Source organism: Moraxella sp. ZY210820, assembly GCF_030674635.1.
Lineage (GTDB): Bacteria > Pseudomonadota > Gammaproteobacteria > Pseudomonadales > Moraxellaceae > Acinetobacter.
The window spans coordinates 1218690-1240112 of record NZ_CP089978.1 but is presented as its reverse complement, the minus strand read 5'-3'; the positions used below and the strand labels follow the sequence as shown (position 1 = coordinate 1240112).

Sequence of the window (21423 nt, the reverse complement as noted above, 5' to 3'; positions counted from 1 at the left end):
CAAAAAATCTGTTACAATAAAGCATTGTTTTATTTTTAAAATTTGAGAATGACAATGTCACTGGAAAATTTGACTCAAGACGCATTGACAGCGATTGCCAATGCCAATGACCTTACAAGTTTAAATGATGTGCGTGTGCAATTTACAGGCAAAAAAAGTCAGCTTGCAGAGCAATCTAAATCACTCGGTAAAATGGACGAAGAGCAACGTAAAATTTTTGGTGCTCAAATTCATGCGGTACGAGAAGCGATTCAAAATGCTTTAACTGAACGCCAAACCTTTTTACAACAGCAAGCGTTAAATGCACAATTAGCAAGCGAAACGATTGATATTACACTCGCAGGGCGTGGACAACGCATGGGCAGTATTCACCCTGTAACACAAGTGCAAGAGCGGATTTGTCAATTTTTTACCAAGTCAGGTTTCCAAGTGGCACAAGGCCCTGAAGTTGAAGATGATTATCATAATTTTGAAGCCTTGAATATTCCAAGTCATCACCCAGCACGAGCGATGCACGATACCTTCTATTTTGATGTCAATCATTTATTAAGAACACATACATCAGGTGTGCAAATTCGTACGATGGAAACACAAAAACCGCCAATTCGTATTGTATGTCCAGGGCGTGTCTATCGTTGTGATTCTGACCAAACTCACTCGCCAATGTTCCATCAAATTGAAGGCTTATATGTGGCAGAACAAAGTAATTTTACTGAATTTAAAGGTATTATTATCAATTTATTGGAAGCCTTTTTTGAAAAAGAGTTAAAAGTACGTTTCCGTCCATCTTATTTCCCATTTACTGAGCCGTCAGCTGAAGTGGATATTATGGACGAGCGTGGACGTTGGCTTGAAGTGATGGGCTGTGGCATGGTTCACCCAAATGTGTTGCGTTCGGCAGGTATTGACCCAGAGCAATATTCAGGTTTCGCTTTTGGTTTGGGTATTGAGCGTTTTGCGATGTTGCGTTATGGTATCAATGATTTACGAATGTTCTATCATAATGATGTGCGTTTTTTAAGTCAGTTTGCCTAAATATTGAATTGTGAGATATAGAGTAACTCGTGGATTCAATGTAGGGGCGAAAGATTTTTCGCCCGTACAGAATAAATGAAAGCGAATTGTGATTCGTTTCCATGAGATGAAAAATGTAGGGGTGAATGGCAATTCACCCAAAATGAATAGGTTGATAATAATGAAAATTAGTGAAAATTGGTTACGTCAATGGGTCAATCCTAATGTTGATAGTGAAACCTTAGCTAATCAGCTGACCATGCTTGGTTTAGAAGTTGATGATGTTTCTCCTGTGGCACAGCCGTTTACTGGTGTCGTAGTTGGCGAAGTCTTAACCGTTGAACAACACCCAGATGCTGACCGTTTGCGTGTAACTACTGTCAATGCAGGCACTGGCGAAACTTTACAAATCGTGTGTGGTGCACCAAATGTGCGTGTGGGCATGAAAGCTCCTATAGCGTTGGTTGGTGCGGTACTGCCAAATGACATCAAAATTAAAAAAGGTAAATTGCGTGGTGTTGAATCGCAAGGTATGTTGTGTGGTGCATCAGAAATTGACCTTGAAGATAAAATTGATGGTTTGCTTGAGTTGCCTGATGATGCACCGATTGGTGTAAATATTCGTGATTATCTGAATTTAGATGATAATGTGATTGAAATTAGCATTACCCCAAACCGTGGAGATTGCTTTAGTATTCAAGGTATTGCACGAGAATTGGCGGTCATCAATCAACTTCCACTAACAGCACCAAGCATCGAACCAGTTAAAGCTGATATTGATGTTGTAAAAAATGTGCGTGTAGAAACCAAAGGTACGCCACGTTATTTGGGTTGTATCATTAAAAATGTTAATACTAAAGCACCAACACCAGCATGGTTAGAGCATGCATTAAATTGTTCAGGCATTCGCAGTCATAGCATTTTAGTAGATATTACCAATTATGTGATGATGGAATTAGGTCAGCCAATGCACGCTTTTGATTTAAATAAAATTCAAGGTGATGTGATTGTGCGTCAAGCCCGAGCAGGCGAAACAGTAACGCTATTAAATGAGCAAAAAGTAACGCTTGATGAGCAAATCATGGTCATTGCTGATGAACAAAAAGTGATTGCGATTGCAGGGATTATGGGTAGTTTAGACAGTAGTGTCAGCGATGAAACGACCGATATTTTCTTAGAAAGTGCATTTTTTGACCCATTAGCCATTGTTGGACGTGCAAGACGTTTTGGTTTACATACTGACGCATCGCAACGTTTTGAACGTGGTGTTGATTATTTATTAGCTGACCGTGCGATGAATCGAGCATTACAGTTGATTAAAGAATTAGCTGGTGGTGAAGTTGCTCCAGTGGTTACGGTTGAACAAACTGAATTGTATCCACAACGTCAATCTATTGATTTAACACAACAACAAGTCGATAAATTACTTGGTTTTAGCATTGATGGTGCATTTATTGTTGATGTTTTAACCCGTTTACAATGTCAAGTGAAGATAATTGCTGATGGTCAATGGTCGGTCGTTCCGCCAAGTCATCGTTATGATTTAGCGATTTATCAAGATTTAATCGAAGAAATTGCCCGTATTTATGGCTATGATCATATTCCAACGGCAAAACCAAGTATTCAAATTGAGCTGGAAAATTATCAAGATAAAACTGAACTTGGGCAATTACGTCAAACTGTAGCAACACTTGGTTATCAAGAAGCAATTAGCTTTAGTTTTGTTGATGAAAAGTTAGAAAAGCAACTCAATCCAAATGTTAATCCATTGGCATTGGCAAATCCAATTTCCAGTGATTTAGCTGTGATGCGTAGTACTTTATTGAGTAGTTTAATTCCATGTGTACAATATAATCTCAATCGTCAGCAACATCGTGTGCGTTTCTTTGAATTGGGCTTACGTTTTGATTATCAAAATGCACAAAATATCAGTGAGTTACAACAAATTCCAACTTTGGCGTTAATTGCTGTAGGTTCGCACGCTCCTGAACAATGGCACGTTAAAACCCAAGATATGGATTTTTATGATTTAAAAGGTGATGTTGAACAAATCTTGACATCTGCTCGATTAAACGTTACATTTAAACGTAGTGAGCGTGTTTGGCTGCACCCAGGACAATCTGCTGACATTATCTACAATGGACAAAATATTGGCTATTTAGGTCGTTTGCATCCATCGTTAGAAAATAGTTTAGATTTGGGGACGACATGGGTTGCAGAAATCAATCAAAATGTGTTGATGCAACCGTATCAAGCACGTTTTAATGAATTGTCTCGTTTCCCATCGGTTCGCCGTGATATTGCTTTAGTGATTGACAATCAAATTGCGGTTGCGGAAATTGAACAACTCATCAAACAAATAGCAGGTGAATTATTGCATGCAACGTGGCTGTTTGACGTTTATACAGGACAAGGCGTGGAACAAGGTAAACGTTCATTGGCGTTTGCATTATTGTGGCAACACCCGAGCCGTACTTTAGAAGACGGTGAAATTAAAACGGGTATGGATAATATTATCAAAGTGTTAGAAGACACTTATCAAGCAACTTTGAGGGCATCATAATGGTAGCATTAACAAAAGCTGAAATGGCAGACCATTTAAGTGAAAAAACTATGCTGAATCGCCGTGAAGCAAAAGTCATGGTCGAGCAGTTTTTTGATGAAATTAGTTCTGCTTTAATTGAAGGAAATCAAGTAAAATTATCTGGTTTTGGTAATTTTGAATTACGTGATAAAAATGAACGTCCAGGACGTAATCCAAAAACAGGTGAAGAAATTCCAATTTCTGCTCGCCGTGTGGTAACGTTCCGTGCAGGACAAAAATTCCGTCAGCGTGTAAGTGAAGAACAAGGTTAATTTATTTGACTAACCAACGCTAAAGCACTTAACATCATCGTAAATTTGATGTAAGTGATTAATTAGGTGGGGCGAAAGAAATTTCGTCCCTACATTTTTATCAAATATACAGTTTTATACGCAATCAATATAAAAAATAACTATGCACACAGAAATAGCATTGACAACAATAAGCCTAAATTTTTATGATGACGGTCTATATTTAAACGCTTTTGGATTGTCAAGATGTTTACCTATTTTACTCAAAACCACTTAAAATCACTTATTAAACCCCAAACTTTAGCTAAAATCTTAGCTACATTAGGGGCGGTGTGTATTTTAACAGCTTGTCAGCAAAATCATGTGGTTGATAAAAATTTATCTGCCAATCAAGTGGAAAAATTAATCCCACAAGGAGTAAAAAATGCATCATCATGGGCAAAAGATATTACTGATATTATGCAAACTTTAAATATAGAGCGTTCCAAAGATAATGTTTGTAGTGTGATTGCTATTATTGAACAAGAATCGACTTTTGTGGCTGATCCAATTGTGGCAGGATTAGGTGAAAAATCATTAAAAGAAATTAACCAGCGTTTAGATGATAAATTAGGCAAAAAAGTTGCTGATATTTTTCGTAAGGTATTAAAAAATAAGCCCAATGTTGAAGATAATTTCTTAAATCGTATTAAAAAAGTTAAAACAGAACGTGAGCTTGATGAATTATATCGAGAAATTTTTAGTTATTTCGCTAAAGAATATCATGTTGGAGCATTAACTGGGGCGGCTAAAATTATTGGTAATGATATTTCAGAGCGTTTAAATCCGATTACGACTTTAGGTTCAATGCAAGTGCATATTGATTATGCTAAAGCCAATAAGCGTGGTATGATTAGTAATGAAGATTTACGCCGTGATTTATATAGCCAATATGGTGGTTTGTATTATGGTATTCATCGTTTAATGACTTATCAAGCAGATTATGACAAGCCTTTATATCGCTTTGCTGATTATAATTCAGGTATGTATTCAAGCCGTAATGCATCTTTTCAAAAAATGTTAGCCAGTTTGACAGGAGATAAAATTAGTTTAGATGGCGATTTATTAATCTATGCTAAAGATGGCGACCCTAAATTGGCAAAAAGTCAAAGCGAACAAGCGGTTATTAAACTATTTCAAAAACATAATATTGCCATGACAGAACGGCAGATTCGTTTTGATTTAAAGCGTGAAAAAGAACAAAATTTTGAAAATACCAATACTTATAAAACGGTTGTCCGTCTATATGGAGAAAAAACGGGTAAATATCCACCGTATGCGATTATGCCTGAAGTAGTAATTACAGGCCCTAAACTGAGCCGTGATTATAATACCAATTGGTTTGCTACCCGTGTTGATGGACGTTATCAACGTTGTATGGCTAAAGCTAAAACTTTATCGGCGAGTTAGAAATCAATTAAAGCGACGCAAGACTCACTATTTCGATGAAAACTTGTACAAGGTGCGTGGTACGCACCCTGCCTTTATCTATGTAATCCATATTATGATTTATGCAAATTGACTAAAATTAGGTTTGCGTTTTTCCATAAAAGCAGTAACAGCTTCTTTAGTTTCAGGCGATTGTACACGTTGCATAAAAATTTCTGCTTCATCATCAATGTATGCTAAGGTTTCAGCAATATTGTGTTTCATCAATGTTTTGCTTTGTTTAAGTGATGCAAGTGGTAATTGTACTAAATGTTGTGCAGTTTGTAGGGCATAATCATAAACATCAACACCATCAGGCAGGCTATTGATTAAATTGATTTTTTCAGCAGTTTGGCGATTAAATTTTTTCGCTGTAAATAACAATTCTGCAGTATGATGATAGCCAATTTGTTGGCTCATTAAACGTCCAATACCACCTTCAGGTGATAAACCTAAACTTACAAATGGCATTTGGAATATGGCACTATCATCAGCATAGACTAAATCAGCATGTAGAGTTAAAGTAACGCCAATACCAACAGCTACCCCTTTAATAGCTAAAATCAATGGTTTAGAGAATTTGGCAACTGATTTAATCAATACAAATGGTGGTAATTCTCCTGCTTTGCCTTGACTTGAAGGCTGTTTAAAATAGCTCATAAAATCTTGCATATCGTTGCCAGCAGTAAAATCTTGATTTGCACCACGCAAAATCACACAACGCACGTCATTACTTTGGTCAGCATTGTCTAATAATTGTGCGATATATAAATATAAATCGCCATATAAAGCATTCTTACTTTCTGCACGGTCAATGGCAATGGTTAAAATGCCTTGCTCTAACTGTGCTTGGCAATGTTGATGTGGCTGAATTGTGAAAGTCATGTTTATATTCCATTCAATGAGAGATAAAATAGTCATTTTGAAGATTTTTGCCAAAAAATCAATGGATAAATGCAACAAATTATCTTGTCAAATAAGTCAATATTCCGCATAATAAGCCTTGAAGTAATAAATTCTTGATTAAATATGTATCCATTTGATTATCTTGTTTTTATTGGGCGATTTCAGCCTTTTCATCTTGCTCATCAACAAACGATTCACATTGCATTGGCTAAAGCTGAGCGTGTGATTATTGCCTTAGGTTCTGCTCAAAATGAACGTACATTAAAAAATCCATTTTTAGCAGATGAACGTAGGCAGATGATTTTGTCTAATTTTAGTGCTGATGAACAACAAAGAATTATTTTTGTTGATGTGATTGATGTGTATAATGATGTGAAATGGCAAGCATTGGTACGTCAATTAGTGCAAAATATTACCCAAGTTGATGATAAAATTGGATTAATTGGCTACAATAAAGATGAATCGACGTATTATTTAGATTTATTTCCAGAGTGGCAACGTGTCGTCATTGACAGTTTACATGGAGATATTTCAGCAACTCCATTACGAGAAGCGTATTATAGTGGAGAAATTTTAAGTGATAAGTTTCCACAAGGTACGATTGAGTTTTTACAAAAATTTCAAAAAAATACAGTATATCAACAATTACAAACTGAATTTTTAGCAAAAATGCAGGTAAATTGAGATGAAATGCAAATAACTTGAGCTTTTTATTGGGGTTAAAATCAAATAGAATATAAATCATTTATATTAATAGAGAGTATACTATGGCACGTTTAACTGTTCATAATGTAGAAACTGCACCAGAAAAAGCAAAGCCACGCGTAGAAACAGCATTAAAAAATAATGGTTTTTTACCAAACTTAATTGGTGTCTTAGCAAATTCGCCTGAAGCATTAGCATTTTATCAAGATGTTGGACAACTAAATGCAGCAACAAGTTTAACAGGTGGTGAGCGTGAAGTCGTACAAATTATTGCGGCTAAAGTAAACCAATGCGGTTTCTGTGTGGCAGGACATACAAAATTAGCAACTTTGAAAAAGTTATTAGCTGATGATGCCATTCAGGCTTCTCGTGCAACTGACCCTAAACAATTTAGTGATGCTAAATTATCTGCTTTAGCAAGTTTTACCCTTGCTGTTATGGCAAATAAAGGTGCAGTAAGCAATGCTGAATTACAAGCATTCTTTGATGCAGGTTATACTCAACAACAATCTGTGGAAGTGGTTTTAGGCATAGCTTTAGCAACTTTATGTAACTATACCAATAACTTAGCACAAACTGAGATTAATCCTGAGTTAATCGATTTTGCTTAATATACTGAACAATGTTTGTTAGCATTGATATTAACAGGTAAAAGAGCTGAATAATCAGCTCTTTTATTTTTTAGATTTTTTCTTTTTCTTTGGTTCTTCAATGAGTAATTCTTCATCTTGCCAATGAGCTAATTGTGTGAGTACTGCTTCATAAATTGAATTTTGTGGATAGCATCCTTTTTTATCAGGTTGCCCAATTGGACGATTCATTAAAATTTCCATTGCCTGTTCAACATGGTCTATAGCGTAGATATGAAATTGCCCATCAGCAACAGCTTGAATAATATCAGCCCTTAACATTAAATGTTGTGTATTGGAGCGTGGAATAATAACGCCTTGTTGTCCTGTTAAACCTTGTAAAACACAAGTGTCAAAAAAACCTTCAATTTTGGCATTAATACCGCCCACAGGTTGTACCTGTCCTAGTTGATTCATTGAACCAGTAATTGCCCAAGATTGTTGAATTGGAATTTGACTAATTGCAGAAATTAAGGCACATAATTCTGCTACTGTTGCACTATCACCATCAACTTCACCATAACTTTGTTCAAAAGCAAGTGCTGCCGAAAAATTTAAAATCTGCTGTCTGCCAAAATGTGATTTTAAAAAACTCGACATTAATAATGTACCTTTGGCGTGTAATGAGCCACCTAATTCAACACTACGTTCAATGTCTAAAATATCGCCAGCACCTTGTGAAACAGACGCAGTTAAACGTGATGGAAAACCAAATTCACTTTCAGCAAAATGAATGACAGATAATGCATTGACTTGTCCTAAACGCACACCTTGAGTTTCAATCAGTTGTGTTCCTTGTGATAAATCTTGCCAATATAAATCACGCCAATAACCAAGACGATATTGTCTTTGTTTTAAAGCTGTTTGTACATGTTCGGCTTCTACTAGCTTTGCTCCTTGTTGTACGGCGTAATAATGACTTTCTTGCAAAATATCGGTTAATAAACCATCATGCAATAATAATAAATTTTGGTCTTCAGCTTGGCGGCTAAATTCGGTTAAAACTTCAGCTAAAGCACTGCGTTCGAAATCAAGTAACTGTTTTTGTCTGATACAATCAGCAATATTTTGAATATAGGCAAGTTCATGTTCATCGGTCCGAGCTAGACTATCCGTAAAATCTGCACGTACTTTAAATAAGCTACTAAACTCTGGCTCAAGGGTAATAATATCATCAAATTCTTGGCTATCACACAACAAAATAACCTTAATATTTAATGGAATAGGTTCAAGTTTTAAATTTTGAGTATTGCTATTGTCTGGTATCGTTTGTTGTAGATTCTGCCAATCAAATTGCTTATTGATTAAACATTGTTTTAATAAATGCCATACCATAGGATATTGCAATATTTGCTTTAACTCTAAGATTAGAAAGCCACCATTAGCGTGTAATAATTGTCCTGCTTGAATAGAAAAATGATGGCTGATATATTCACCATGTGCAAATTTACGTATGGTATGAGTCAAGCCACGGATTTCACCAAAAAGACGTATTAGACTTGGATTAGGTTCATAAATAACTGGTTGTTGTGTTTGTGTATGATGTACTACGATATGTAATTGATATTCATAGGGTAAAAAGTCAAAAATAATATCTGCATTTAAAGCATAATCATTATAAACATGAGCTAAAATATCATTAACATGATAACTAATGTGTTGTAAGTAATCCTTTAAATAATGTTGAAAATCATTATGATATGATGGCTCTATCCATGTGAGTTGATTTTGTTGAAATTGTTTAAATAATGGAGTAAGCAACTGTTGAATGTCTTGTGCAATATGAGACGAATGAGTTTTTAATTGTGTAATAATATTAATCCACAAAGTCGCCAACTGATTTTTAAAGGTATAAGCATAACCTTGTTTGAGTTTAATTAATAACGGTTGCGTTTTATGTTTAAAATGATGAACATAAATCACATCATAAAATTTAGAAGTCTGCTGATGTTGTACCCACGCTTGTAAGTGTTGTATAATTTTTGTTCGCTTTCCTAAGCCAGATGTGCCAATTGCACACAGATGATAATCATTAAATGGCATATTAATCGCAAATTCTAAGGCTTGTTTTGCACGTTGTTGTCCTAAAAATAAATCGCCATGTGTAAGTTTTTGGGTCGATTTAGGAAGTTGAGCGATGTTTGATGTACGGCTTAATTGTTCAGCTTTTAAGCGAGTTTGCTCTAAAGTGGCATGGATTTCAGTTCTTAACACAAAATTTCTCGTATCTATGCATTTGTTTTATATTTGAATGAAAATAATAGCATAAAATTAACAATATTTTTACCCAAAATAGGTTAAAATAGATAGCATTTTTATTATATTGCCTACCATATCCATGAATAACCATACGCAAGCTTCTCATTCACAACAAACTAGAAAATCATGGGCTTCGTCCTTTAAAGCCTTTGCCGACCGCCGAGCATTGATGATGCTCTTTCTGGGTTTTTCATCAGGATTTCCCTATTATTTGATTGTTTCAACGCTCACTTTATGGTTAGGGGAAGCGGGTATTGAACGTAGTGCAATTACTTTTTTTGCATGGGCGGCATTAGGTTATTCCTTTAAATTTATTTGGGCTCCATTGATTGATGAGGTACCATTGCCCGTTTTGACGCAACGTTTTGGACGTAGACGAGCGTGGTTATTGGTTGCTCAAGCGATGATTATCTTGTCGATTTGCTTAATGGCAATGACTGACCCATCTATGGGGCAATTTGCACTTTATCAAATGGCGGTTGGTGCGGTTTTATTAGGCTTTTCATCAGCCACACAAGATATTGTGATTGATGCCTATCGTATCGAACTTGCCGAACAAGAAATGCAAAGTGTATTAGCATCAACTTTTATGGCGGGGTATCGCATTGGTTTAATTTTGACTGGAGCAGGTGCATTATTTTTAGCCAGTTATTTTGGCACAAGTAAGGGAAATTATATTTATTCTGCTTGGCAATATACCTATTTGTTGATGGCAGGCATCATGTTTATGGTGATGTTTATCACACTAAAATTACCGAATGCAGAATTAATTAAAAAGAATAAACCTTATACGAAAGACGATTATCTTCGTTTATTTGTTTTATTTAGTTTGAGCGTGACTGCTTTTGTTTTATTATACAGTAGTTTCTATCAACCTGTGAAATATCTTAAAGAAGTGTATGCTATTAAAGATAGCTTGACGATTTTTGCGATGGAAACAGTACGATTTTTATCTGCTGGTGGTTTGGCGGTCATTGTTGGTCTTATTTTAGTCAAAATGAGATTAGTGCAAAGTCAGGTTGCTTATGATACTTGGGTTGCCCCAATAGCGGATTTCTTTAAACGTTATGGCTTAAAATTAGCCTTGATTATGCTGTTGCTGATTGGCTTTTTCCGTATTTCCGATATTGTGGCGGGAACGATTTCCAATACTTTTTATCAAGATTTAAATTTTACCAAAGAGCAAATTGCGACAGCAGTTAAAACCTATGGGGTAATTTTTAGTCTGATAGGTGGTTTCTTAGGTGGATTATTGGCACAACGTTTAAATGTGATGAAACTGTTGTTTATTTCAGCGATTTGTGCCAGTTGTACCAATTTAATTTTTATAGGTTTGGTAAAATCTGGACAAAAATTGGCTGATGTGCAGGTCAGTGTTGCAGGGCAAACCTATACCACGCAGGCGGATGATGTTGGCTATTGGTCAATTAAAATTCCACAACAACAGTTACAGAATGCTCAATCGTTACAAATTAGCACGCATTTTGCACATCAAAATGCAGAACAAGCAGTACAATATCAATTACCTTATTTAAAACAGCAGGATAGCCAAAAAATTCATTTCTTACCAATTAGTCAGGATAATCAATTATATGCCGATGAACTGAAACAACCGATGATGATTTCGGGGCAGTTTTTTGGTGTACCAGTTGAGCAGTTGGATAAAAATACGCCAATAAAAGTCTTGCTTGATGGACAGGAATATCCTGCAAAAATTGATAAACAGGGCAAATTTTCTGTTACTATTCATGGTGAGAAATTGCATCAAGCACAGCAAAAAATATTGACGGTGATTGCGACTCATCAACAGCAACAATGGCAAGCGACACAAAGTTATCAAACCTTTAGTGAACAGCAAAAATTAGCCTTATCGATGGACGTACAACCATTGGCATTGGTCGATAACCAACCGCAATCGGACATTGAAGTGAAAGGAAAAGCCATACAATATTATAGTTCATGGTGGTTATATTTTGCGATTGTGGTGGATAATTTAGCATCGGGTTTGGCAGGTGCGGCATTTATTGCGTTTTTATCCAGTTTAACCAGTGTCTCATTTACTGCTGTGCAATATGCTTTATTTAGCTCATTGATGACGCTTGCTCCAAAGTTTTTGGGGGGCTATTCTGGTACGATGGTTACAGCAATGGGCTATCCAAATTTCTTTTTAATGACAACTTTAATTGGTATTCCAATTTTAGTTTTGGTGGTGTGGGTTGGCTATTTATTGAAACGCCATACCGAACATCATTCTATTCAACAACACTCACAGCATGATGGAGAATAAAACCATGCGAATGTTACATACCATGTTGCGTGTAGGCAACTTAGAACGCTCAATTGCGTTTTATACTGAAGTGATGGGTATGCAGTTATTGCGTAAACGTGATTATCCTGAAGGGCGTTTTACCCTTGCTTTTGTTGGTTATGGCGATGAAGATACCCATACCGTACTTGAATTAACTCATAATTGGGATACTGACAGCTATGATTTAGGTACGGGCTATGGGCATATTGCCATTGCGGTTGATGATGCTTATAAAGCCTGTGAAGAAGTAAAAGCTCGTGGTGGTAAAGTAGTGCGTGAAGCTGGTCCAATGAAAGGCGGTGTAACAGTTATTGCCTTTGTTGAAGACCCAGATGGCTATAAAATCGAATTTATTCAACAAGATGAAAATGCACGCAATAACTGATATTTATATTATCTAAATGTGTAAAGGGCGAAGCATATTCGTCCTTTATACGTTTTATAGCTATCTAATTTTATAAAAACAGTCTATAATCCATTTATTTTACCCACATTTGAGAACAATCATGTCTAATGTTGAAACCATTTATTTAAAAGATTATCAAGCACCAATTTTTACGGTAGAAAGTGTAGATTTAAACATTCAAGTGTTTGATCATTATACACAAGTTGATAGCAAACTGACCATGCACCGTCAAACACAAGGCGATTTAATTTTGCTTGGGCGTGATTTAGAGTTAAAATCGATTGCTGTGAATGGTCAAGTATTAAGCGAAAATGACTATCAACTGGATAGTGAACAACTTATTATTCAAAATGCCCCTGATGTGGCGATTGTGGAAACAGTGGTGATTATTCACCCAGAAACCAATACGCAACTTGAAGGGCTATATTTAGCAGGTGATATTTTTGTAACGCAAAATGAACCTGAAGGTTTCCGTAAAATCACCTTTTATCCAGACCGTCCAGATGTATTATCAGTGTTTACTACACGCGTTGAGGCAGATAAAAAATATCCTATTTTGTTGGCAAATGGTAATAAAATTGAGCAAGGTGAACTCGAAAATCATCGTCATTATACGGTTTGGCATGACCCAACGAAAAAGCCAAGCTATTTATTTGCTTGCGTGATTGGTGATTTAGCGGTATTGCGTGATGAATTTATCACCGCTGAACAACGTAAAGTCGATTTGGAAATTTACGCTGAAGCCAAAGATATTGAAAAATGTCATATTGCTATGCAGGCGTTAAAACATTCGATGCGTTGGGACGAAGAACATTATGGACGAAGCTATGACCTTGATAATTATATGATTGTTGCAACCAGTCATTTTAATATGGGGGCAATGGAAAATAAAGGTTTAAATATTTTTAATACCTCATGTGTATTAGCTGATGAAAATATCACCACAGATATGGCGATTATGCGTGTACAATCAGTAATTGCTCATGAATATTTTCATAACTGGACGGGCAACCGTATCACTTGTCGAGATTGGTTTCAATTATGCTTAAAAGAAGGTTTAACGGTATTTCGTGACCAAAGTTTTTCCGAAGATTTACAATCGGCAAGTGTACAACGTATTGACGATGTGGCGATTTTAAAAGCCCATCAATTCCCAGAAGATGCAGGTCCGTTGGCTCATCCGCCACGCCCTGACCATTTTGTTGAAATCAATAACTTTTATACCGCAACCGTCTATGAAAAAGGGGCGGAAATTTCTCGTATGATGGCGACTTTGCTGGGTAAAGAAAAATTCCGTCAAGGTACAGACAAGTATTTTGAATTGTTTGATGGACAAGCGGTGACTGTTGAAGATTGGATTTCGGCATTATCACAAGGTTCAGGTGTGGATTTATCAGACTTTTTACGTTGGTACAATCAACCACATACACCGACTTTAAGTGTCAAGCAACATTATGATAATGCAAAGAAAACTTATACATTATCATTTAAACAAAGCATTAAACCGCATGAAAAATATCCAAATTTACAAGCAGTACCGATTCCAATTGCATTGGCATTGTTTGATGAAAAAACAGGCGAACAACTGACTTTAAATTGTGTGGATTTAACCGAACATCAGGTAAAAGATGGTGTTTATGTATTAAAAAATGAACAGGCAGAAATTATCTTTACTGATGTTCAACATCAACCGATTGTCTCATTGTTGCGTAATTTTTCAGCACCTGTCAATTTAGATTTTGATTATAGTGATGAAAATTTATCCTTTTTAATTCAACATGAAAATAATGGTTTTAATCAATGGCAAGCCACACAAACCTTGTTAGAGCGTATTTTACTGGCAGATACCGCAATTGATGAACAAAATATCGCCTTAAATGCCTATTTGCGTGCGATGCAAGCCGTGTTACCAAAATTATCAGCAGAAGACCCATTATTAAGCTCTCGTTTATTGGATATTCCGACCGAAAGCTATTTGGCAAGCCGTATTGATAGCCATTATCAACCTGAAAAAATGCGTGAAAAACGGGATCATTTAGTCCAATTACTCGCCAATAAAATGCGTGGTTTTTGGAAAAATTATTATCAAACTGCTCAAACCACAGCCGATATGCCATTTAGTCAGGCGATGGGTGTGCGTGCCTTGCGTAATATTTGTTTGAGTATGTTATTTAAGCAAAATGATGTTGATGCGATGGCGTTGGCTGAACAGCAATATCATCAAACTAAAAATATGACTGAACGTCTAGGGGCAATGCGTGCTTTAGTGTGGGCAAATGCACCACAAAGTACGGATATTTTAAATGATTTTTATCAACGCTTTAAAGATGAAGATTTAGCGATTGACCAATGGTTTATGGTACAAGCGGGTCGTCCACATTTGACCTTTGAACAGTTACAAGCTTTAACGCAACATTCGGATTATGACATCAATGTGCCGAACCGTATTCGTTCAATTACAGGTGGATTAAATAGCCGTCCTGTGAATTTATGGTCGGATTTTGGTGTACAACATTTTATCAATTTGGCAAAAGTGATGGACGAAAAAAATCCAATCGTGGGGTCTCGTTTGGTGCAAGCCCTGTCTCGTTGGTACACGCTGGCTGAGCCACAACGTAGTGCGGTAAAAGCCCAATTACAAGATGTACAACAAGTGGTAACATCAAAAAATGTCAGTGAAACCATTCAAAATCTGTTGAATGTGGAATAATTTGCCATACAATTTATGATGAGAATAGGATATATTTTATATCCTATTCTTTTTTATTTGTTAATTGTGGGGGAAATTGATGTCTTCTCGTTATGAATATGCAGGGTTTTGGATACGTTTTGGTGCTGTAGTTATTGACTTTTTAATTTTGTCTATTCCAATTGGATTAATTTCACAATATATTTTTGGCGTACCTGAAAATCGTTTAGAACTTTCTACATCAGATGTTGTAGCCAATCTTACATTTATTATTGTTTCTATTTTTTGTTGGGTAAAATTTGCTGGCACGCCCGGAAAATTAATTTTAAATCTGAAAGTACTTGATGCACAAACAGGTCATCATGTAACCATTGGTCAGGCAATTATTCGTCAATTAGCATATATTTTATCCGCTTTATGTCTCTTACTTGGTTTTTTCTGGATTGGATTTGATAAGAAAAAGCAAGGTTGGCATGATAAATTAGCAAAGACAGTTGTCGTAAAAGACCATGGCGATGATTAATTCTTAATAATATTGCAAAAAGCTAATATGGTTAAATATTGGCTTTTTTGTTTTATCATCTTGTCAAAAAATAAAAAACTATCGAAATAATAGATAAAATCGTATGCTTTTATGGCATATTTGTTTTATACTAAGGCATAAGACCATTTTATTTTCTTGAGTGAACCTTATGCTAATTCGTAAATTATTTAAATTTGAAAATGCACATATTGTGCGTAATTGTACGTCTGATCGCTGTAAACGTTCTATTCACGGACATAGTTACAAACTTGAATTATTTTTACAAGCAAATCGCCTAGATAATGGACAAATGGTTTATGATTTTGGTTTATTAAAAGGCACAATTAAAGAATTATTTGATAGTTTTGATCATGCTATTTGTTTTTGGGATAAAGACGATGCAGAATATATCCAAGCCTGCAAAACCTTTAGTGCTAGATGGATTTCGTTGCCTGTTTCGCCATCAGCTGAACAATTTTCACGGGTGTTTTTTTATTTGGCAGAACAAATGCTAAAAGCAACGGATATGCAAAATAATGAGCAAGGAATTGAAGTGTATTCTGTGATTGTACATGAAACCGATACAGGCTATGCACAGTGTTTTAAAGCTGATGTAGAAAATGAACACATGGGACAATTAAGCTTGGAGCAGATTGTATTTTCGCCACAAATTCAAGCTGAATGGAGCGACCCGCAAATGTATCAAAAATTACAAAATGGCGAACGTTTTAGTAATCCCAAAGTTGAGTTACAAGTGAAATAACCATAGAGATATAGAGATGATAAAATGTTAGATAGTCAAAAAAATGAGCGTTTAAATCGTGTACAATTAAGTCAAGAATGGAAAACTGCTTTACAAGATTTTTTACTCAGTGATGAAATGGAACGGCTACGCAATTTTTTACGCCAAGAAATGCAATTGGGAAAGGTAATTTATCCACCTAATGCAGAAATTTTTAAAGCCTTAGATATGACCAATTTACCTGATGTGAAAGTGGTGATTTTGGGGCAAGATCCGTATCATGGGGCAAAACAAGCCAATGGTTTAAGTTTTTCAGTACAACGTGGCATTGCATTACCGCCATCATTACGCAATATTTATCACGAACTTTATACTGATCTAGGTATTCAACCTGTCAATCATGGTGATTTAACCGCTTGGGCAAAACAAGGTGTATTATTATTAAATAGCGTTTTAACCGTTGAAGCAGGGCAAGCTGCTTCACATCAAAAGCAAGGTTGGGAACAATTTACCGATGCGGTGATTGATGCTATTAATCAGTATTGTAAGCATGTAGTGTTTATTCTATGGGGTGCTTATGCACAACGTAAAGGTTCAATCATTGACCGTAGCAAGCATTTAGTTTTAACAGCGGCACATCCATCGCCACTTTCAGCAAATCGTGGTGGTTTTTTTGGCTGTCGTGTATTTTCTAAAGCAAATTATTTTTTGGTACAACATGGCATAGACCCTGTTGATTGGCAGTTAGAAGCATAAGGAAAAGTTGATGAATACATTAGATTATCATGCGGATTTAATCGTAGAAGTGGCGGATAATGGTTGGCGTATTGTGCGTTTAAATCGTCCAAAATCTTTACATGCCCTTGATGAAGGTTTAGTAAATGCTTTGTTACAAATTTTCCAAGATTTTCATCAAGATGATGATGTTAAAGCAATTTGGTTTGATTCAACAACAAATAAAGCATTTTGTGCAGGTGGTGATGTACGCCGTTTACGTCAATTGGTGCTTGATGGCGAAATGGAACAAGCAGAACGTTTTTTTGAACGTGAATATGAATTAGATTTATTGTTGCATAATTATTCTAAGCCAATCGTGGTATGGAGTGAAGGTTATGTGATGGGTGGTGGTTTAGGCTTATTTATGGCAGCACCATTCCGTGTGGTAACACCTGATTCACGTTTAGCTATGCCTGAAGTGGCGATAGGTTTGTATCCTGATGTCGGTGCAACACGTTTTTTAGCTGACCGTGGAGCGATTGGCTTATTTACAGGATTGACAGGTTCAATTATGACATCGGCAGGCGGTTATGGGATTGGTTGGGCAACTCATATTTGTCGTAGTGGACAACGTGAAGAAGTATTACAAAAAGTGCTTGCCATTGATTGGGAACATTATCCAGCAGGTAAATTCCGTGCTTTAGATGATACACTTAATAGTATGCATCGTCCTGTACCAACAGGTCCATTACAAAACTCCTTAGATGTGATTCATAGTGTAGCTCGTGGTATCGATTTTGTACAGGATTATCAAGCAATTACAGGTCTCATGGATGCACCAAGTGATTGGTTGCGTCATGCTGCGGAAAATCTTAAAAATGGTTCACCGACATCGGCAGCTTTAACGTGGCTATTATGGCAATGGGGTAAACAAGTACATTCATGGCGTGAAGTTTATGCTTTAGAAACACAAATCTCAAGTTGGTGTTTAAAACATCCTGATTTTGTTGAAGGGGTGCGTGCGAGATTGGTCGATAAAGATTTATCACCAAAATGGCAATATTCTGCTGATACATTGTCTTTAAAAGCTTTATTGGGCGACAAACCACCAGTTACGAATATTGAAAGCTGGAATGATATTTTACGTCAGTATGGTGTAATTTAAATTGACAAACACTAATCTGCTTGATGAACAACAACAAATCGATAAGTATTTTATGCAAATGGCTTATGATTTGGCTCATCAAGCCAGTCAGCAAGGCGAAATTCCTGTTGGTGCGGTGTTGGTCAGTCAAGGACAGGTGATAGGACAAGGTTTTAATTGTCCTATTTCAAGTCATGACCCAACAGCACACGCAGAGATTGTGGCATTAAGACAGGCTTGTCAAGCATTACAAAATTATCGTTTACCTGATGATACCACGCTTTATGTAACACTTGAGCCATGTACTATGTGTGTAGGAGCGTTAATTCATGCTCGTGTGCAACGTGTAGTTTTTGCTACCACAGAACCTAAAGCAGGTTCATTAGTCAGTGCTAGACAATTATTGGAAAATGGTTACTATAATCACCGCTTTCAATATGAACATGGGTGTTTACAGCAACAATGTTCAACACAACTCAGTAATTTTTTTCGCCAACGCCGTGCAGAAAAACGTTTATATTCATCTTAGGAAAATGATATGACAATGATTATTACCATTGATGGGCCAAGTGGTTCAGGTAAAGGTACTTTAGCTGCTAAATTAGCACAACATTATGGTTATGATTTACTGGATTCAGGGGCTATTTATCGCTTGTTGGGTTTAGCTTTGTCTCAAGCAAATTTATTGGATAAATTAGAAAGTCAATTAGTGCAAGCTGTAGAAATCGCTGAGCATTTAGACATTAAGTTTAAAAATACTGCTGATGGTGTTTTAACTTATTTAAATGGTAAAGATGTTAGTCATTTAATTCGAAATGAACAAGTGGGTGCTTATGCCTCAAAAGTAGCGGTAATTCCTGAATTACGTACAGCACTTTTAACACGCCAACAAAATTTTGCACAAGGTCAAGGTATTGTAGCGGACGGTAGAGATATGGGAACAGTGGTTTTTCCAAATGCTCAAGCCAAAATTTATCTCACAGCATCTGCTGAAGCTCGTGCGGAAAGACGCTTTAAACAGTTGCAAAATGCTGGACAAAATGCTAATATAGAGCAGATTTTAGCTCAAATTCAAGAGCGAGATAAACGTGATATGGAACGTATCACAGCACCTTTAAAACCTGCTGCTGATGCCTTGTTGATAGATAGTTCTGATTTAAGTGTTGATGAAGTATTTCAACAAATGATTGATTATATCCAATCACGTCAATAAGTTTTTCTGTTTAGTTTCATTCTGGTCGGATTATAGAATGTCATTAAACTTAACCTAAACCAATCTTAACCGACTCTAAGATTGCTATTGATAAAATCGGAAATCACATGACCGAATCTTTTGCAGCCCTCTTTGAACAAAGTGAATTAAACCTAGATATTGAGAAAGGTGCCGTTATTACTGGTACTGTTGTTCGTATCGATGATGAAAAAGTAACCGTTGATACAGGTCTTAAATCTGAAGGTGTTGTTGATCGTGCTGAATTTTTAAACGAACAACGTGAGTTAGAAGTTGCGATTGGCGACAAAGTTGATGTTGTAGTTGAACAGCTTGACAATGGTATGGGGCAAACTGTCTTATCACGTGAAAAAGCTAAACGTGCTGAGACTTGGACTAAATTGGAAAAAATCGCTGAAAGTGGCGAAATCGTTACAGGTCTTATCTCTGGTAAAGTCAAAGGTGGTTTCACTGTTGATATCGGTCTTGTACGTGCATTCTTACCAGGCTCTTTAGTTGATGTACGTCCTATTCGTGATACAGCTCACTTAGAAGGTAAAGAGTTAGAGTTCAAAATCATTAAACTTGATGCAAAACGTAATAACGTTGTTGTATCTCGCCGTGAAGTGATGACTCAAGAATCTTCTGCTGATCGTGCTGAATTATTAGCAAAACTTGAGGAAGGTCAAATTGTTACTGGTACAATCAAAAACTTAACTGACTACGGTGCGTTTGTTGATTTAGGTGGTATCGATGGTTTATTACACATTACTGATATGGCTTGGAAACGTATCAAGCACCCATCAGAAGTAGTTGAAGTAAATCAAGAAGTTACAGTTAAAGTATTGAAATTCGACCGTGATCGTAGCCGTGTTTCTTTAGGTCTTAAACAATTAGGTGAAGACCCATGGTTAGCGATTATGAACAACTATCCAAAAGGTTCTATCGTTAAAGCTCGTGTAACGAACTTAACTGACTATGGTTGTTTTGCTGAAATCGCAGAAGGTGTTGAAGGTTTAGTTCACGTTTCTGAAATGGATCACACAAACAAAAACATCCACCCATCTAAAGTTGTTCAAATTGGTGATGAAGTTGATGTAATGGTACTTGAAATTGATGAAGAACGTCGTCGTATTTCTTTAGGTATTAAACAAACTCGTGCGAATCCTTGGGAAGAGTTTGCAAAATCTCACAACAAGAATGACAAAGTATCTGGTACAATCAAATCAATCACTGACTTCGGTATCTTTATCGGTTTAGAAGGTGGTATTGATGGTTTAGTTCACTTATCTGACATTTCTTGGAATGAAGCAGGTGAAGAAGCAATTCGTCGTTATAAGAAAGGTGATACAGTTGAAGCAGTTATTCTTTCTGTAGATGCTGAAGCAAACCGTATTTCTTTAGGTATTAAGCAATTAAATAGCGACCCATTCACAAACTATGTAGGTTCTGTTGAGCGTGGTGCTTTAGTTAAGGGTACTGTAACTGCTGTTGATGCAAAAGGTGCAACTGTTAAATTGGCTGATGAAGTTGAAGCTCAATTAAAAGCATCTGAAATCAATAGCGACCGTGTTGAAGATGCGACTAAATTCTTAGAAGTTGGTCAAGAAGTTGAAGCGAAGATTGTAAATATTGATCGTAAATCTCGTACAATCAATTTGTCAATTAAAGCAAAAGATGAAGCAGAAGCTAAAGAAGCGATTGCTAAAGTTCAAGCACAACCAGCTGCTCAAAACAATGGTCCAAAAACAATTGGTGATTTGATTAAAGCTCAACAACAAGATAACTAATGCTGTGTTGATTTAATCTTTACTGATTATAAAATAGCACTCTAGTCATTAGGGTGCTATTTTTATTTAAACCATAATG

General features: G+C 36.2%; 18 protein-coding genes. 16 read left to right on the top strand and 2 right to left on the bottom strand.

Annotated features, from left to right (window positions below; translation table 11 throughout):
* Positions 1-54 precede the first annotated feature (54 nt).
* The 4 genes from pheS to LU301_RS06260 all read left to right on the top strand — a co-directional run bounded on the left by pheS (position 55) and on the right by LU301_RS06260 (position 5298).
* On the top strand, positions 55-1035 hold the full coding sequence (pheS, locus tag LU301_RS06275) for a phenylalanine--tRNA ligase subunit alpha (RefSeq protein WP_305268719.1): 981 nt from the start codon (positions 55-57) through the stop codon (positions 1033-1035).
* A gap of 160 nt (positions 1036-1195) precedes the next feature.
* The gene (pheT, locus tag LU301_RS06270) at positions 1196-3577 is read left to right on the top strand and encodes a phenylalanine--tRNA ligase subunit beta (RefSeq protein ID WP_305268716.1); all 2382 of its coding nucleotides are present in this window, start codon (positions 1196-1198) and stop codon (positions 3575-3577) included.
* Positions 3577-3870, top strand: a complete 294-nt coding sequence (locus tag LU301_RS06265; protein ID WP_305268714.1) for an integration host factor subunit alpha — start codon at positions 3577-3579, stop codon at positions 3868-3870. The genes pheT and LU301_RS06265 overlap by 1 nt, the downstream gene beginning before the upstream one ends.
* 225 nt (positions 3871-4095) lie before the next feature.
* Complete coding sequence (locus tag LU301_RS06260; RefSeq protein ID WP_305268711.1) at positions 4096-5298, top strand: DUF1615 domain-containing protein; 1203 nt, start codon at positions 4096-4098, stop codon at positions 5296-5298.
* 99 nt (positions 5299-5397) lie between these two features.
* On the opposite strand, the gene LU301_RS06255 is transcribed toward LU301_RS06260, so the two are convergent.
* Positions 5398-6201 carry an enoyl-CoA hydratase-related protein gene (locus LU301_RS06255; protein WP_305268709.1) on the bottom strand — a complete coding sequence of 268 codons (804 nt, stop codon included), beginning with the start codon at positions 6199-6201 and terminating at the stop codon, positions 5398-5400.
* 144 nt (positions 6202-6345) lie between these two features.
* On the opposite strand from LU301_RS06255, the gene LU301_RS06250 reads away from it, so the two are divergent.
* Together LU301_RS06250 and LU301_RS06245 are read left to right on the top strand one after the other, a co-directional pair.
* Entirely contained in the window at positions 6346-6906 is a 561-nt protein-coding gene (locus LU301_RS06250; protein WP_305268707.1) for a nicotinate-nicotinamide nucleotide adenylyltransferase, read from the top strand.
* Positions 6907-6989: 83 nt separating this feature from the next.
* On the top strand, positions 6990-7538 hold the full coding sequence (locus tag LU301_RS06245; RefSeq protein ID WP_305268704.1) for a carboxymuconolactone decarboxylase family protein: 549 nt from the start codon (positions 6990-6992) through the stop codon (positions 7536-7538).
* A gap of 63 nt (positions 7539-7601) precedes the next feature.
* Here the strand turns inward: LU301_RS06245 and LU301_RS06240 are convergent, their stop codons facing one another.
* Positions 7602-9770, bottom strand: coding sequence for a Lon protease family protein (locus tag LU301_RS06240; protein ID WP_305268701.1), 2169 nt, complete (start codon positions 9768-9770; stop codon positions 7602-7604).
* Between the two features lie 124 nt (positions 9771-9894).
* On the opposite strand from LU301_RS06240, the gene LU301_RS06235 reads away from it, so the two are divergent.
* The 10 genes from LU301_RS06235 to rpsA all read left to right on the top strand — a co-directional run bounded on the left by LU301_RS06235 (position 9895) and on the right by rpsA (position 21344).
* A complete protein-coding gene (locus tag LU301_RS06235; RefSeq protein WP_305268698.1) occupies positions 9895-12102 on the top strand; it encodes an AmpG family muropeptide MFS transporter in 2208 nt (735 codons plus the stop codon).
* A 4-nt stretch (positions 12103-12106) separates the two neighbouring features.
* Entirely contained in the window at positions 12107-12508 is a 402-nt protein-coding gene (gene gloA / locus LU301_RS06230; RefSeq protein ID WP_305268695.1) for a lactoylglutathione lyase, read from the top strand.
* 121 nt (positions 12509-12629) lie between these two features.
* Positions 12630-15239, top strand: a complete 2610-nt coding sequence (gene pepN, locus LU301_RS06225; protein WP_305268692.1) for an aminopeptidase N — start codon at positions 12630-12632, stop codon at positions 15237-15239.
* 79 nt (positions 15240-15318) lie between these two features.
* Entirely contained in the window at positions 15319-15741 is a 423-nt protein-coding gene (locus tag LU301_RS06220) for an RDD family protein (protein WP_305268689.1), read from the top strand.
* 169 nt (positions 15742-15910) lie between these two features.
* Positions 15911-16504 (top strand): 6-pyruvoyl trahydropterin synthase family protein, encoded by a 594-nt coding sequence (locus LU301_RS06215; protein WP_305268687.1) that lies wholly within the window; start codon positions 15911-15913, stop codon positions 16502-16504.
* Positions 16505-16528: 24 nt separating this feature from the next.
* Entirely contained in the window at positions 16529-17239 is a 711-nt protein-coding gene (gene ung, locus LU301_RS06210; RefSeq protein ID WP_305268683.1) for a uracil-DNA glycosylase, read from the top strand.
* A 10-nt stretch (positions 17240-17249) separates the two neighbouring features.
* Complete coding sequence (locus tag LU301_RS06205; RefSeq protein WP_305268680.1) at positions 17250-18365, top strand: enoyl-CoA hydratase/isomerase family protein; 1116 nt, start codon at positions 17250-17252, stop codon at positions 18363-18365.
* 52 nt (positions 18366-18417) lie between these two features.
* Positions 18418-18873, top strand: coding sequence for a tRNA adenosine(34) deaminase TadA (gene tadA, locus LU301_RS06200; RefSeq protein WP_305273982.1), 456 nt, complete (start codon positions 18418-18420; stop codon positions 18871-18873).
* A 9-nt stretch (positions 18874-18882) separates the two neighbouring features.
* A complete protein-coding gene (gene cmk, locus LU301_RS06195) occupies positions 18883-19557 on the top strand; it encodes a (d)CMP kinase (RefSeq protein ID WP_305268679.1) in 675 nt (224 codons plus the stop codon).
* 107 nt (positions 19558-19664) lie between these two features.
* Positions 19665-21344 carry a 30S ribosomal protein S1 gene (rpsA, locus tag LU301_RS06190; protein WP_305268676.1) on the top strand — a complete coding sequence of 560 codons (1680 nt, stop codon included), beginning with the start codon at positions 19665-19667 and terminating at the stop codon, positions 21342-21344.
* Positions 21345-21423: the final 79 nt, after the last annotated feature.